The sequence below is a fragment of the Streptomyces sennicomposti genome, from assembly GCF_019890635.1.
In the GTDB taxonomy this organism is placed as follows: Bacteria; Actinomycetota; Actinomycetes; order Streptomycetales; family Streptomycetaceae; genus Streptomyces; species Streptomyces sennicomposti.
The window spans coordinates 1-14289 of sequence record NZ_JAIOAB010000043.1; the positions used below are offsets into that span (position 1 = coordinate 1).

Annotated in this window: 14 protein-coding genes and 1 pseudogene; 13 read left to right on the plus strand and 2 right to left on the minus strand. The window is 74.0% G+C overall.

The annotated features are described in order from the left end of the window. Positions 1-357 precede the first annotated feature (357 nt). Complete coding sequence (locus K7787_RS22040; RefSeq protein ID WP_009189751.1) at positions 358-888, plus strand: YbjN domain-containing protein; 531 nt, start codon at positions 358-360, stop codon at positions 886-888. A gap of 251 nt (positions 889-1139) precedes the next feature. On the opposite strand, the gene K7787_RS22045 is transcribed toward K7787_RS22040, so the two are convergent. Beyond that, entirely contained in the window at positions 1140-2330 is a 1191-nt protein-coding gene (locus tag K7787_RS22045) for a pyridoxal phosphate-dependent aminotransferase (RefSeq protein WP_009189752.1), read from the minus strand. 169 nt (positions 2331-2499) lie between these two features. After that, the gene (locus tag K7787_RS22050) at positions 2500-2970 is read right to left on the minus strand and encodes an ArsI/CadI family heavy metal resistance metalloenzyme (protein WP_164387993.1); all 471 of its coding nucleotides are present in this window, start codon (positions 2968-2970) and stop codon (positions 2500-2502) included. 84 nt (positions 2971-3054) lie between these two features. Between K7787_RS22050 and K7787_RS22055 the strand changes: the two genes are divergently transcribed. The 12 genes and pseudogenes from K7787_RS22055 to pyrE all read left to right on the plus strand — a co-directional run bounded on the left by K7787_RS22055 (position 3055) and on the right by pyrE (position 14280). Continuing rightward, complete coding sequence (locus K7787_RS22055; protein WP_027758313.1) at positions 3055-3462, plus strand: ArsR/SmtB family transcription factor; 408 nt, start codon at positions 3055-3057, stop codon at positions 3460-3462. Further along, positions 3459-4556: an ACR3 family arsenite efflux transporter gene (arsB, locus tag K7787_RS22060; RefSeq protein WP_308036428.1), complete on the plus strand. Its 1098-nt coding sequence runs from the start codon at positions 3459-3461 to the stop codon at positions 4554-4556. Before K7787_RS22055 ends, arsB begins: the two co-directional genes overlap by 4 nt. After that, on the plus strand, positions 4549-4962 hold the full coding sequence (locus tag K7787_RS22065; RefSeq protein WP_223002664.1) for an arsenate reductase ArsC: 414 nt from the start codon (positions 4549-4551) through the stop codon (positions 4960-4962). The genes arsB and K7787_RS22065 overlap by 8 nt, the downstream gene beginning before the upstream one ends. A gap of 2 nt (positions 4963-4964) precedes the next feature. Then, positions 4965-5231, plus strand: a pseudogene (locus K7787_RS22070) (GNAT family N-acetyltransferase); the annotation flags it as partial. Between the two features lie 519 nt (positions 5232-5750). After that, complete coding sequence (locus K7787_RS22075) at positions 5751-6086, plus strand: hypothetical protein (RefSeq protein ID WP_078512068.1); 336 nt, start codon at positions 5751-5753, stop codon at positions 6084-6086. A 606-nt stretch (positions 6087-6692) separates the two neighbouring features. Continuing rightward, on the plus strand, positions 6693-7220 hold the full coding sequence (locus K7787_RS22080) for a DUF2617 family protein (protein ID WP_009189757.1): 528 nt from the start codon (positions 6693-6695) through the stop codon (positions 7218-7220). An 89-nt stretch (positions 7221-7309) separates the two neighbouring features. Continuing rightward, positions 7310-8959 (plus strand): polyamine aminopropyltransferase, encoded by a 1650-nt coding sequence (locus K7787_RS22085; RefSeq protein ID WP_223002666.1) that lies wholly within the window; start codon positions 7310-7312, stop codon positions 8957-8959. A 471-nt stretch (positions 8960-9430) separates the two neighbouring features. Further along, positions 9431-10627 carry a sensor histidine kinase gene (locus K7787_RS22090; RefSeq protein ID WP_164387444.1) on the plus strand — a complete coding sequence of 399 codons (1197 nt, stop codon included), beginning with the start codon at positions 9431-9433 and terminating at the stop codon, positions 10625-10627. Then, entirely contained in the window at positions 10624-11301 is a 678-nt protein-coding gene (locus K7787_RS22095) for a response regulator transcription factor (RefSeq protein WP_009189760.1), read from the plus strand. Before K7787_RS22090 ends, K7787_RS22095 begins: the two co-directional genes overlap by 4 nt. A 305-nt stretch (positions 11302-11606) precedes the next feature. Beyond that, positions 11607-12839 (plus strand): SRPBCC domain-containing protein, encoded by a 1233-nt coding sequence (locus tag K7787_RS22100; RefSeq protein ID WP_223002667.1) that lies wholly within the window; start codon positions 11607-11609, stop codon positions 12837-12839. 93 nt (positions 12840-12932) lie between these two features. After that, a complete protein-coding gene (locus K7787_RS22105; RefSeq protein WP_009189762.1) occupies positions 12933-13721 on the plus strand; it encodes an aldose epimerase family protein in 789 nt (262 codons plus the stop codon). Positions 13722-13731: 10 nt separating this feature from the next. Further along, the gene (gene pyrE, locus K7787_RS22110) at positions 13732-14280 is read left to right on the plus strand and encodes an orotate phosphoribosyltransferase (RefSeq protein WP_009189763.1); all 549 of its coding nucleotides are present in this window, start codon (positions 13732-13734) and stop codon (positions 14278-14280) included. The last annotated feature ends 9 nt before the right edge of the window (positions 14281-14289 follow it).

Genomic DNA, 14289 nt, shown 5'->3' on the forward strand with positions numbered 1-14289 from the left:
GGCCCGCCCGGCGGCCGCCCCTCCGGCGGTACGGCGCGGGTGGCACGGCCCGCAGTCGCAGGCCGCTTGGCCGCCGCCGTACCACGACGGCACGGCGGAGGGCGCTCCACGCGCCGCCGCCGTGCGGCACGGCCCCCATCCCCGGTGCGCGGGGAAGGGGGCCGTAGCCCGTTCGGGTCGCGGCCCGCGCGGATCGCAGGCGCGGCGTGTCAGGGCCGGGTCCGGGCGGATACCCGACTGGCGGCCGCCCGGGTGACCGGATCGTGTCAGCCCACGGCTGACAGGGGCCGCCGGGGCTTGCCACGCCCCTCCCCGCATGGGGGAGGATGGCGGGATCCGTACGAAGGGAAAAACACGGTGAGCATCGACCCGTCCTCGATTCCGAACTTCGGGGGCCAGCCCGAGCCGCAGCCCCAAGGACCGGCGGGCCCCGTCGTCCCGGATCAGGACCTTGTGAAGCAGCTCCTGGACCAGATGGAGCTCAAGCACCTCGTCGACGAGGAGGGTGACCTCGTCGCGCCGTGGGAGCAGTTCCGCACGTACTTCATGTTCCGCGGCGAGGGCGACCAGCAGGTCTTCTCGGTGCGGACGTTCTACGACCGGCCGCACAAGATCGACGACAAGCCCCAGCTGCTGGAGGCCATCGACGACTGGAACCGCCGCACCCTGTGGCCCAAGGTCTACACCCACACCCACGACGACGGCGCCGTCCGCCTCATCGGCGAGGCGCAGATGCTGATCGGCACGGGGGTGAGCCTGGAGCACTTCGTCTCCTCCACCGTCAGCTGGGTGCGCGCCGCGCTGGAGTTCGACCGCTGGCTGGTCGAGCAGCTCGGCCTGGAGGAGGAGATCGACGAGGCGGACAAGCCGGAGACCGGCGAGGAGTAGTCCGCGCCCACGGCGGCGTTCCACAGGCCGCCGCAGGCGAACGAGAGCCCGGCCGGGGCACGGACCACCACGGTGGCCGTGCTGGGGCCGGGCTCTCGCCGTGCGCGGGGGGCGGGGGCGGTGCGGGGGCGGTGTGCGGGGCGCCGGTACGAGGACGGCGCTCGGCCACGGGGAGCCGGTGCGGCGACGCGTTCGTCCACAGCCTGTGGGCAGAACTGCAGAACGCGTCCGCGACTCACCGGGACTCCGGCTCAGCCCGCCAGGGCCTTCAGCCGGCTCGCCGCCTCCTCCAGGACCGGGATCTGTTTGCAGAAGGCGAAGCGGACGTAGGGGGCGCCCTCGGTGCGGTGGTCGTAGAAGACCGCGTTGGGGATGGCGACCACGCCCGCGCGTTCGGGCAGGGAGCGGCAGAAGGCGAAGCCGTCGCTCTCGCCCAGGGGGCGGATGTCGGTGGTGATGAAGTACGTGCCGGCCGGCTTGAAGACGCCGAAGCCCGCCTCCGCCAGGCCCGCCGCCAGCACCTCCCGCCGGGCCCGCATGTCCTCGCGGAAGGCGGCGAAGTACGACTCGGGCAGCGCCAGCGCCTCGGCCACCGCGTACTGGAACGGGCCCGAGGCCACGTAGGTCAGGAACTGCTTGGCCGAACGCACCGCCGTGACCAGGCCGGGCGCGGCGGTGATCCAGCCGACCTTCCAGCCGGTGAACGAGAAGGTCTTCCCCGCCGACCCCACCGTGACCGTGCGGTCGCGCATGCCGGGCAAGGTGGCGAGCGGGATGTGCTCCGCGTCGTCGAAGACCAGGTGCTCGTACACCTCGTCGGTGACCACCAGCAGATCGCGCTCGACGGCCAGCTCGGCGACCGCCGTCAGCTCCGCGCGGGTGAGGACCGCGCCGGTCGGGTTGTGCGGGGTGTTGAGCAGCAGCAGCCGGGTCCGGTCGGTCACCGCCGCGCGCAGCTCGTCCAGGTCCAGCCGGAACGCGCCCTCGTGCGGCCGCAGCGTCACCGGCACCCGCCGGCCGCCCGCCATGGCGATGCAGGCCGCGTAGGAGTCGTAGTACGGCTCCAGGGCGACCACCTCGTCGCCCGGCTCCACCAGGGCCAGCAGCGCGGCCGCGATCGCCTCGGTGGCGCCCGCCGTGACCAGCACCTCCGTGTCGGGGTCGTAGGAGAGGCCGTAGCGCCGCAGCTGGTGGGCGGCGACGGCCGTGCGCAGCTCGGGGACGCCGGGGCCCGGCGGGTACTGGTTGCCGCGCCCGTCGCGCAGCGCCCGCACCGCCGCCTCCCGGATCGCCTCGGGGCCGTCGGTGTCGGGGAAGCCCTGGCCCAGGTTGATCGCACCGGTGGCCACGGCCAGGGCGGACATCTCGGCGAAGATCGTCGTCCCGAACTCGGCGAGCCGGCGATTGAGGAGCGGACGTGCGCTGGAGGTCATGCGGGCCATCCTGCGCCGAAGCTCCGGACTTCCTCAACACCGCTTCGCCGACGAGTGCCTGTGCCGGTAGCCGAATCACCGTCTCTGAGCAGGGGAAGGGCCGGCGTCGTCTGCCGTCGTCTGCCGTCGTCTGCCGTCGTCGGCCACCCTCCCGGCGGTGGCACCAGGCCGTTGGTCTCTAGCCGCAGGCGCACCCGGCCGCTGCCGGGGTCTCCTCGGTCGTCCGGCTGGTGCAGCAGCCGTCGCCGGTGGCGTTGGGGTCGGCGCTCTTTCCGAGGGTGTCGGCGTCGGCCTTCACGACGTAGACCTCCCACGGCTCCTTGCCGGGCCCGTGGACCCACACCTTGTCCTGGAGCGCGTAGCAGCAGGACGTGTCGTTCTCCTCGAAGGTGGCCAGGCCGGCGTCCTTGAGCCGGGTGGTGGCGGCGTCGACCTGGTCGGTGGACTCGACCTCGACGCCGAGGTGGTCCAGCCGGGTTTCCTCGCCGGGCTCGCCCTCGATCAGCACGAGCTTGAGCGGGGGCTCGGTGATGGCGAAGTTGGCGTAGCCCTCGCGCCGCTTGGCCGGTTCGGTGCCGAACAGCTTGGAGTAGAAGCTGATCGACGCTTCCAGGTCGCTGACACGCAGGGCGAGCTGAGCGCGAGACATGACGGGCTCCTGTCCGGTTGCGGTTGCATTGATGTCTGTCGATGCAAGATTGCGCGCTGGATCGAAGACTGTCAACATAGAGGCATGTCGAATCAAGAGCTGGTGGTGCTCGGTCGGAGCGATGACGCCGGAGCGTGCTGCCCTGGGCTGCTGACCGCTCCCCTGGACGAGGGCCAGGCGGTGGAGTTGGCGAAGGTGTTCAAGGCGCTGGGCGATCCCGTGCGGCTGCGCCTGCTGTCGATGATCGCCTCTCGGGCGGGCGGCGAGGTGTGCGTCTGTGACCTGACCCCGGCCTTCGAGTTGTCCCAGCCGACGATCTCGCATCACCTGAAGCTGCTGCGTCAGGCGGGCCTGATCGACTGCGAGCGGCGGGGCACCTGGGTCTACTACCGGCTCGTTCCGGAAATGACCGACCGTCTCGCCGGCATCCTGACCCGTCCGGCCGGTGAGCCGCTGCCCGAGCGCACCGCACCGGCCGGAGCCGCCTCGTGAGCACTGCCGTACCCGAAGGGAACGTGGCCGGACGCCTGTCCTTCGTCGACCGCTACCTGGCCGTCTGGATCCTCGCGGCCATGGCCGTGGGCCTCGGGCTGGGCCGCCTGGTGCCGGGCCTGGGTGACGCGCTGGCCGAGGTGACCGTCACGGGGGTGTCCCTGCCGATCGCCCTGGGCCTGCTCGTGATGATGTACCCGGTGCTGGCCAAGGTCCGTTACGACCGCCTCGACACCGTCACCCGCGACCGCCGCCTGCTGCTGCCGTCGCTGCTGCTGAACTGGGTGGTCGGCCCGGCGCTCATGTTCGCGCTGGCGTGGCTGTTCCTGCCGGACCTGCCCGCCTACCGCACCGGCCTGATCATTGTCGGCCTGGCCCGCTGCATCGCCATGGTCATCGTCTGGAACGACCTCGCCTGCGGCCACCGGGAAGCCGCCGCCGTCCTGGTGGCCGTGAACTCCGTCTTCCAGGTGATCGCCTTCTCGGCGCTGGGCTGGTTCTACCTCTCCGTCCTGCCCGGCCGGCTCGGCCTGGAACAGTCCGGACTGGACGTGTCCGTGTGGGAGATCGCCCGCAGCGTGCTCATCTTCCTCGGCATCCCGCTGGCAGCCGGCTACCTGACCCGCCGCATCGGTGAGAAGACCAAGGGCCGCACCTGGTACGAGGCCAAGCTCATCCCGCGCATCGGCCCCTTCGCCCTGTACGGGCTGCTCTTCACGATCGTCGTCCTCTTCGCCCTGCAAGGCGACGCCATCACCTCACAGCCCCTCGACGTCGCCCGCATCGCGCTACCGCTGCTGGTCTACTTCGCCGTCATGTGGGCCGGGTCCATGGCCGTGGGCCGCGCGGTCGGTCTCGACTACTCGCGGACCACGACGCTGGCGTTCACCGCTGCGGGCAACAACTTCGAGCTGGCCATCGCTGTCGCCATCGCCACCTTCGGCGCCACCTCCGGCCAGGCCCTCGCCGGCGTTGTCGGCCCCCTCATCGAAGTGCCCGTCCTGATCGGCCTGGTGTACGTCGCTTTGTACGCCCGCCGCTACTTCACCGCCGCCGCCGTCCCCGTGCCCCAAGAGGACCCCGCCCATGTCTGACACCGCCACGCCGTCCGTGCTCTTCGTCTGCGTCCACAACGCCGGACGCTCCCAGATGGCCGCCGCCTTCCTCACCCACCTGGCAGGCGACCGCGTCCAGGTCCGCTCCGCCGGCTCCGCCCCCGCCGGCACCGTGAACCCGGCCGTCGTGGAAGCCATGGCGGAGGTGGGCATCGACATCGCTGCCGAGGCGCCCAAGGTGCTCACGGTCGAGGCGGTCCAGGCCTCCGACGTCGTCATCACGATGGGCTGCGGCGACACGTGCCCCGTCTTCCCTGGCAAGCGCTACCTCGACTGGCAGCTCCCCGACCCGGCCGGGCAGGGCGTGGAAGCGGTTCGCCCGATCCGCGACGAGATCGAGAAGCGCATCCGCGGCCTGGCCGACGAGATCGCTCCGGTGAGCTGACCATGGGCACGGCCGGTGAGTACCGCATCGCCGCGCTGGGCGCCGAGCATCCCCGCCAAGTCCTGACGGCCTATCAACTCGGCGTCGACGAAGGCAACGCCGCCTTCGAGACGACCGCTCCCCCCTGGGAAGAGTTCGACGCCGCCAAGCTCCCGCGACACCGACACGTCGCCCTCGACGACTCGGGCCGGGTGCTCGGCCGGGTCGCCGCCGTGCCGGTCTCCGACCGATGCGCGTACACCGGCGTCGTCGAACACTCGGTGTGCGTCAGCCTCTTGGGGCTGCTCGTGTCGGCCAGGTCTCGCTCACAAGCTCCATGAGCTGAGCTTCACTGGCGCCTCGGCGCGTTCCTCGATGACCTTCTCGTCGCGCGCACAGGGGTGCCGGGTGTACCTGGGCTCGGTGGTCGTGCGTTCGCCACCGTTCCGGAACGGCGTCCTGTGCGATCGGTCCGGCCGGCCGGTCGCCCTCGAAACCGACGGTGGAGCACGTCGGCCGCGAGCGTGCCCGGCGTGCCATCGGCACCGTGTCTCAGCGTGGCCCCGGGGAGGAACACGGCCCACGGACGGCCCAGTGAGCTACGGACGGCCCCGTGAGCTTCGGACTGCCCCTGATCTGCGCGTCGGTGCAGGTCGGGGGCTTTTTCTTTGCGCTGACCCTCAGAACTTCCTCAAGTGTGCTTTGGCCCGCTCGGGGGCCGGGGATATCCGGGGCACGCAGCGTGCGTAGCGCCCACGGGGGGCGTTCCCGGGGGGATCTTCCCGGGGGAGCGGAAGGAGCGTGACGCCATGGTCTTCCTCATAGTCCTGGCGGTGGTCGCGGTGCTGTTCGTGTCCGGTGTGGTGCGCGGGGCGCGGGGGAAGGCGCGCGGCGGTCGTGCGGTCCGGATGACCAAGGGGCGGCGGACGCGGGCCTACAGCGGGGGAGCGGGCGGCGGCGGGGGCGCCGGGTGGTGGGCGTCGAGTGACAGCGGTTCGTCGTCCGGCGGTCATCACGGCGGCCACCACCACGGCGGTCACTCCTGCGGAGGGCACTCCTCCTGCGGCGGCCACTCCTCGTGCGGCGGCGGTTCGTCCTGCGGAGGCGGGTCGTCGTGCGGGGGCGGTTGCGGCGGCGGCAGCTGACGGTGGCCGGTCTCGACCGCCGGGTGCCTGTGGCCGGTCTCGGCCGTCGGTGGACGGTGCCGGTGTCGATTACAGGGTGCCTGTGGCCGGTGTTGACCACTGGTCGCCCGTGGCCCGTCTCGGTCGCCGGTCGGTGGGGGCCGGGCTCGGTCGTCGGTCGCCTCGGGGCGGTGTCGGGTGCCGGTCGGTGGTGGCGGCTCGCGTGGGGGAGGCGGGCGCGGCTCGGACGGCGGTGGTGGGCGGCGTTCCGTTGCCCGATACCAACAACCTTTCCGCGCAACGGCGTTCGGCCGCGAACCGGAAGGTCGTCCCCCAGATCCGTCCCGGCGCGAGCCGAGGAGCGCGCCGTCGCGTGCGCCCTGGCGTGCGCCGTAGTTGAACAGTTGAGCTGACAGGCCCTCTGAGGGATGGAAACCCCACGAAGTTGGGTAAAAACGCTGTGGCGGCCCCGCCGTTCGTGGTTCCCTCTAATTCGCCGACGCAGCCCCCAGGACGTCCTGCTCGCACCCTTTCTGAACTGGGCTGACCGGGCCGTCCCCCCGTGTCGTCCGGGGTGCGCCGGCCTCCTGAAATCCCTTTTCTTAAGCGTGCTAGCGGAGCCGATCCATGCTCACGACCCTGAACACCTCCTACACCGACACGCGCGCGGCCGACCTCGCCTGGGCGCTGGGCCGCGAGCCGCTGCCCGCGCTGGCCACGCTCGACCTCGAACTTGCGGGTGCGAAGCTCCAGTTGAGACTCCTCGGCGCGTCCCACCAGGTCCTCCTGGAGGAGGAGCGGGGCATCTGCTCGGAGACGGTGGCCTGCATCCCCGGGTCCAGCACGCCCCTGCCGCTCGGCGTCGCCAAGCGGGTCGGCGACTGGGAGTACCAGTTCGCCGCACGCGTCGAGGAGTTGTCGCCGGGCTCCTTCGCCGGGCGCGCGCAGGAACTGCTGGCCCTCGTCTGCGACCACCCGCACGGCCTGGCCGGCGTCTTCCCGGGCAGCCCGCACGCGTTCACCGCCATGCTGGCGCAGCGGCGGGAGGGCCAGGTGCACTGGCGCACCTGGCACGCCTACCCGCAGGACGGCCAGTTGGTGGCGACCCGCACCCGGGTGGGGGCGCGCCGTCCCGCGCCGGTGCCCGTCAACTGAGCCGGTCCAAACGCGGGATGCGCCGTTCCTTCCGTTTCCACACGTGTGGGTGACGAAGCGTGGTGCACCCGTGACGTAACGTCGCAGTCGTGATCGAACCGCACGCCCCGGCCCCGCCCCGTCCGGCGCCCCCGCGCGGCCTCCCCGAGCCGCTGCCCGCCCGGCTGCCCGTCCGGCCGGGAACCGGCCGGTTCCTCGTCCTCGCCGGTGTGTTCGTCTGCGCGGCCTGTGGACTGGTGTACGAACTCGAACTCGTCGCCCTCGCCTCGTACCTGATGGGCGACTCGGTCACCCAGGCCTCCGTCGTGCTGTCCGTCATGGTGTTCGCCATGGGCATCGGCTCGCTCGGCGCCAAGCGGCTGCGCCGGCACGCCGCCATCGGCTTCGGCGCGATCGAGGCGACGCTCGCCCTGGTCGGCGGGTGCAGCGCCATGGCGCTCTACGCCGTCTTCGCCTGGACCGGCGGCTGGGGCGGCCTGTGGGTGGCCGCGCCGCGCTGTCTGCTGGTCGCCTTCTCGCTCGCCATCGGCCTCCTGATCGGCGCCGAGGTGCCGCTGCTGATGGAGCTGATCCAGCGCATCCGCCGCCAGGACGCGGGCGGCGCCGTCGCCGACCTGTTCGCCGCCGACTACGTGGGCGCGCTCGTCGGCGGCCTCGCCTTCCCCTTCCTGCTGCTGCCGCTGTGCGGCCAGCTCACCGGCGCGCTGCTCACCGGCGCGGTCAACGTCCTGGCCGGCGGCACCCTCGTCCTCGGCCTGTTCCGCCGCGACCTCACCCCGCGCGGACGCCGGCTGCTGCTCGCCGCCAACCTCGTCGTTCTCGGCCTGCTCGCCACGGCCGCCGCCGGCTCCGGCGCCTTCGAGCAGGCGGCCCGCCGGGCGGTGTACGGCGACGACGTGCGCGTGGCGATGCGCACCGGCGTCCAGGAGATCGTCCTCACCGGCGGCACCCGCGGCCGTCCGCTGGACCTGTTCCTCGACGGGCGGCTGCGGGTCAGCAGCCAGGACGAGCGCCGCTACCACGAGGCGCTGGTCCGGCCCGCGATGACCGGCGCGCACGCGCGCGTGCTGATCCTCGGCGGCGGCGACGGCCTGGCCGCCCGCGAGGTGCTGCTCCACCCCGGGGTGGACCGGGTGGACATCGTGGAGATCGACCCGGCCGTCGTCCGTCTGGCCCGCACCGACCCGGCCCTCACCCGGCTGAACGGACACGTGTACGACGACCGGCGCGTCCAGGTGCACACCGCCGACGCCTTCGCCCGGCTGCGCACGCTGCCCGCGGCGGCGTACGACGTGGTGATCGAGGATCTGCCCGACCCGGGCATCACGGCCAGCACCAAGCTGTACTCACGCGAGTTCTACGACCTGGTCCGCCGCGTCCTGGCCCCCGGCGGGCGGCTCGCGGTGCACGGCGGGCCGGTCGCCTCCCGGCCCGATGTGTTCTGGACGGTGGAGACGACGATCCGCGCCGCCGGTCTGCGCACCGCCCCCTACCAGGTGGGCGGCCGCGACTCCCGCTTCGCCGCCGGACCCGACCGGGCGACCGGCGCCCGGCGCGCCCCGCGCGACTGGGGCTTCGTCCTCGCCGCCCGCACCCCGCCCCACCTCGCCCTGGACCCGACGGCCGCGCGCCCGCGCACGCTCACCCCGGCCGCGCTCGCCGCGGACGCCCACGCCGCCGCCCGCACCCGCGTCCCCGGCCTGCCCCCGTCCACCCTGGTCCACCCGCGCTACGCCTGAGCCGTCCGGGCCGTCCGGGCCGTCCGGGCCGTGCGCCGACACGACCAGCCGGGTGCCTCCGTCCGCTTCAGTCCGGGGCCGCGCTCGAGCCGTCCGGGCTACGCCTCCGTCCGTCCGCGTGATGACCCAGCCGCCACCGCCCGCCACTGCCACTGTCACCGCCACCGCGGCTGCGGCAGCCGTACCCCCGCCCGGACATCGCGCGCGTGCCGACGGCCCGTTCCTCCCCCGGGTGGAACGGGCCGCCGGGCCTCACCCCGCGGCGGACCCTCGGACCGCGGCCGGACGACGCGGACCCCCTCCGCAGCGCGGCCGGCGCGTCTCGAACCTACGGCCGCACCGCGGACCCGCACATCCCGCACCGGGTGGAAACCGGCGCCAACCAGCGCGGTAGCCGCGCGGTTCCTGCAACTTCCGCGGTACCGCGAAAAGTTGACGCCAATGCTCGCGCACCGGGCTTACGCTGCGGCGGTGCGGATCCACCCCCTCGCGGTCGACGGCCTGACGGCCCTGGTGCCGCTGGCCGTCGCGTGCCTGATCGGCGCGGAGGCCGGCCGGGAGTGGCACCCGCTCGACACGTACGCCTGGGCGCTCGTCGCCCTGACCAATCTGTCGCTCGCCCTCAGCACCCGCGCCCCGGTCGCCGTCTTCCTCTGCGTCCACCTCAGCTGGAGCCTCTACGTCGCCCTCGGCAACTGGCCCGTGGTCAACGCCCCGGCCGCCATGGTCGCCCTCTACATGGTGGCCACCACGAGGCCCGCCCGGACCACCGCGTGGTGCGCGGCCGTGATGGGCGGGGTGTGGATCTACGCCGGGGTGTACAGCCGTTCCGACATGCTGGCCTCGATCGTCGGCCAGGCGATCGGCTACCCGCTGGCCCTGTGGTGGTTCGGCCACCTGGCCCGCCGCAGCGCCGAGCTGACCGTACGGCTCCGCGCCGAACAGGCCGAACGGGCGCGGCGCGAGGTCGCCGAGGAACGGGTGCGGATCGCGCGCGAACTGCACGACGTGGTCGCCCACCACATGGCCGTCATCAACGTCCAGGTGGGCCTCGCCCGGTTCGTCTTCGACTCCGACGCGCCCACCGCGCGCGCCGCCCTCACCACCATCGGCACCGCGAGCGGCGAGGCGCTGGCCGAACTGCGCCGCATGCTCGGGCTGCTGCGCGCTGACGGCGTGGACGGCACGCCGGAGGACGGCGCCGCCACCGAACCGGCGCCCGGCCTCGACCGGCTGGAGGAGATGGTCGAACGGGTCCGGTCCGGCGGCGTCCCGGTCGACCTGCGCCTGCGCGGCGAGCCGCGCCCGCTGCCGTCCGGGGTGCAGCTGTGCGTCTACCGGGTCGTCCAGGAGGCGCTGACCAACGTCCTCAAGCACGCCCCCGGCAGCAGCGCCGCCGTGGAACTCGTCTACGGCGCCGGCGAGGTACAGGTGTCGGTCACCGACGACGGCAGCGGCCGGGACGGCGGCCGGGAGCGCGGGAAGGGGGTGGATCCGGACAGAATGCGGCGGCACGGCGGCCACGGGTTGATCGGCATGCGCGAGCGCGCCAAGCTCTACGGCGGGACGATCGTCGTCGGCCCGCGGCGCGAGGGGGGATTCGGCGTGCGACTGACCCTTCCGACGTCGGAACAGGGCGCACGCCGGGGAGACGCCGTCACGGAATGATCAGAGTGCTGGTGGTGGACGACCAGTTCCTCGTCCGCAGCGGACTGGTCGCGCTGCTGCGCGCCGCCCCCGGCATGGAGGTCGTCGGCGAGGCCGCGGACGGGGCGGAGGCGGTCGCGCTGGCCGCGAAGACCCGGCCGGACGTCATCCTCATGGACATCCGCATGCCCGGCATGACCGGCATCGAGGCGACCCGGCGCATCCTCGCCGACGCGGCGGACCCCGCGCCCCGCATCCTGATCCTCACCACCTTCGACCTCGACGAGTACGTCTACGGCGCGCTGCGCGCCGGGGCCGCCGGGTTCCTGCTCAAGGACGCGGGACCCGAACGGCTGCTGGCCGCGGTGACCGCCGTGCACGGCGGCGACTCGCTGTTCGCGCCGGTGGTCACCCGGCGGCTGGTGGAGGCGTTCACGGAACGCGCGGACACCCCGCCGGCGCCCGCGGATCCCCCGGCCGACCTGCGCGCCCTGACCGGCCGCGAGGTCGAGGTGCTGCGGCTGGTCGCCCGGGGCCTGACCAACGCCGAGGCCGCCGACCGCCTCTTCATCAGCGAGGCCACCGTCAAGACCCACCTCAACCGCACGATGACCAAACTCAACCTGGCCAGCCGCGCGCAGGCGGTGGTAGTGGCGTACGAGTCGGGGCTGGTGCGTCCGGGCGTCGACGGCTGAGGGGGCGAGGCGGAGCGGGACCGGGCGGGCGGGGCGGCAGCGGGGGCGGCCGGGGTCGGGTGGCGGCCGGTGCGGATGGGTTGCCGGGTCGGCGGGGCCGGGCGGCCGCCGGGGGCCCGGTGGCGGCTGGGGCCGACGGGGTTCCGGGTCGGCCGGGGCCTACCGGGTGGCCGGGAAGGCGGGGGCCGCCGGGAGCTGTGTGACTGCCGGGGACGGCGGGGTGCGGCGGGGTGTCGGGGGCGGCCGGGAACGATCGGGCGACGGGGAAGGGTATTCCGGGCCGTCACTGGGTAGTGTCGGCTGACATGGAGCACGAGGTGTTCGTTCCGGTTCCCGTCCCACGGCTGCGGGCGGTGCTCGCCGACCCCGACCGGGTCGCCCGGGCGGTGCCCGGGTTCCAGCAGGACGCGGGCGCCGAACCCGTCGCCGGCCGCCTGAAGCTGCGGATCGGCGGCACCTCCATCACCTACCGGGGCGCGCTGCGCGTCCAGGCCCGCGACGACGGCTCGTACGCCGTCGAGGGCGAGGCGGCCGAGTCGCGCGGCACCGGCTCGGTGAAACTCGCGCTCACCCTGCGCCCGGGCGAGGCCGACGGCGGCACGGCGCTCACCGTCGAGGGCGCCGCCTCGGGCGACGGCCGGATCGCCGAGCTGGACCCGGAGGCGGTGCGGACCGCGGCCGTACGACTGCTGGAACGGTTCGCGGAGAACCTGGCGGCGGAACCGGGGGACGCGGCGGAACCGGGGGCGGGGGCCGATGCGGCGCCGGAACCGGAGACCGCGGAGGAACTCGCCACCGAGGACTTCGCGCCCCTCGCCACCGGCGACTTCGAGGCCGCGCCGGACGCGGACGACGCCCCCGTACCGCCCCCGGCCCGACCCGCCGACCAGGCCGCACCCGCCGACCAGGCCTCCGCCGAGCCCTCGCCCCACCCCGCGGCCGAGGACTCCCCGGCCCGACCCGCCGCCGACGGCTCCGCTGCCGACGGGGCCGCTGCCGAGCCCGGTTCCGGTTCCGACGGGTCCCCGGCCGGGCCCGCCTCCGCCGACTCGCCCGCGTCCGCCGAGCGCCCCGCCGACCCGGCCGCACCCGCCGACTCGCCCGCGTCCGCCGAGCACTCCGCCGATCCCGCTGCCCCCTCCGGGCGCGCCTCCGTCTTCGACACCGAGATCCCGCCGTCCTCCCTCGACCCGTCCGCCGACGACGAGTCGGACGAGTACGACGAGTACGGGACGTACGACGCGGACGAGCAGGCGGACGACGCGGACGCCGGGACGGACGGCGTGGCCGGGGTCACCGGCCCCGGCGGCTTCGGCGAGACCACCGGACCGCCCGTCGAGGCCGCGCACGCGCGCCGCACGATGATCGGGCGCAGCGCGGAGGAGGTGGACCACGCGCCGCCGCGCGGCCGGTACGCCCCCGTGCCCGCCCCGCTCACCGTCTCGGCCGGCTCCGCCCTGCGCTGGGCGGCCCCCGCCGCGGCGCTCGCGGTGGCCGGGGCGATCGTGGTGGGCCGGGCGTTGCGCCGCCGCCGCTGAGGCACGCCGCCGGACCCGGCGGAGCCGTCGCCGGTCCGCCGGCCGGGACCGGCGCGGGGAACGGCCCCGCGATCGGCCAAGTAGCCTCGTGCCGTGAGTAACGAAGACATCACGCTGACCGCGGGCGACGCGGAAGCGACCGTTCAGCCGGGCAACGGCGGCCGCGTCGGCGGACTGAGGGTGGGCGGTCTCGAGCTGCTGCGCCAGGGCGACAAGTTCGGCTGCTTCCCGATGGTCCCCTGGTGCGGCCGGATCCGGAACGGCGAGTTCCGCGACGGCGCCACCGTCCACCGGATGCCGCTCAACTCCCCGCCGCACGCCATCCACGGCACCGCGCGCGACGGCGCCTGGAGCACGGCGCGCGTCTCGGCGGACGAGGCGGTGATCACGTACGACCTCGTCGAGCCCTGGCCCTATCCCGGCCGCATCACCCAGGTCGTCGCGCTGACCGAGGACTCGCTGACGCTGACGATGTCGGTGGAGACGTACGCGTCCTCCTTCCCGGCGCAGATCGGCTGGCACCCGTGGTTCCACCGGAACCTGGCCGGCACCGACGTCCGGCTGGACTTCCGGCCCGGCTGGCAGGAGGAGCGCGGCGACGACCACCTGCCCACCGGCCGCCGGATCGACCCGAAGCCCGGTCCGTGGGACGACTGCTTCGGGATGCCGGACGGCGTCGAGGTCACCCTCGACTGGCCGGGGCTGCTGGAGCTGACGGTGAGCAGCCCGGAGAAGTGGGTCGTCGTCTACGACGAGCAGGAGGCCGCCGTGTGCGTGGAACCGCAGACCGGTCCGCCCAACGGGCTGAACACCCATCCGCGCCTGGTCACGCCGCTGGAGCCGCTGGAGGCCACGACCACCTGGTCCTGGCGCCGCGCTTAAGCTGGCTGCCATGAGCGACGTTCGCGGCGAGCTGCTGCAGCAGATCAAGGACAAGGCCGTGGTGCACGGCAAGGTGACCCTGTCGTCGGGTCTGGAAGCCGACTACTACGTGGACCTGCGCCGGGTCACGCTGGACGGCGAGGCGGCCCCGCTGGTCGGCCAGGTGCTGCTCGACCTGACCGCCGAGTTCGAGTTCGACGCGGTCGGCGGGCTGACCATGGGCGCCGACCCGGTCGCGGCGTCGATGCTGCACGCCGCCGCCGCGCGCGGGCGGCGGCTGGACGCCTTCGTGGTGCGCAAGGCCGCCAAGGCGCACGGCATGCAGCGGCGCGTGGAGGGCCCGGAGATCAGGGGCCGCCGGGTGCTGGTCGTGGAGGACACGTCCACCACCGGCGGTTCGCCGCTCACCGCGGTCGAGGCGGTGCGGGAGGCGGGCGCCGAGGTGGTCGCGGTCGCCACGATCGTGGACCGGGCCACCGGCGCGGCCGAGAAGATCCGCGAGGGCGCCGGGGTGCCGTACGTGTTCGCGTTCTCGAAGGACGAGCTGGGCCTGGACTGAGCCGCCGGG

Coding starts and splice junctions, on each gene's coding strand:
- K7787_RS22055 (WP_027758313.1), top strand. CDS start 3,055: ATGTCGAATCAAGAGCTGGTGGTGCTCGGTCGGAGCGATGACGCCGGA.
- K7787_RS22065 (WP_223002664.1), top strand. CDS start 4,549: ATGTCTGACACCGCCACGCCGTCCGTGCTCTTCGTCTGCGTCCACAAC.
- K7787_RS22080 (WP_009189757.1), top strand. CDS start 6,693: ATGCTCACGACCCTGAACACCTCCTACACCGACACGCGCGCGGCCGAC.
- K7787_RS22075 (WP_078512068.1), top strand. CDS start 5,751: ATGGTCTTCCTCATAGTCCTGGCGGTGGTCGCGGTGCTGTTCGTGTCC.
- K7787_RS22095 (WP_009189760.1), top strand. CDS start 10,624: ATGATCAGAGTGCTGGTGGTGGACGACCAGTTCCTCGTCCGCAGCGGA.
- K7787_RS22050 (WP_164387993.1), bottom strand. CDS start 2,970: ATGTCTCGCGCTCAGCTCGCCCTGCGTGTCAGCGACCTGGAAGCGTCG.
- K7787_RS22045 (WP_009189752.1), bottom strand. CDS start 2,330: ATGGCCCGCATGACCTCCAGCGCACGTCCGCTCCTCAATCGCCGGCTC.
- pyrE (WP_009189763.1), top strand. CDS start 13,732: ATGAGCGACGTTCGCGGCGAGCTGCTGCAGCAGATCAAGGACAAGGCC.
- K7787_RS22100 (WP_223002667.1), top strand. CDS start 11,607: ATGGAGCACGAGGTGTTCGTTCCGGTTCCCGTCCCACGGCTGCGGGCG.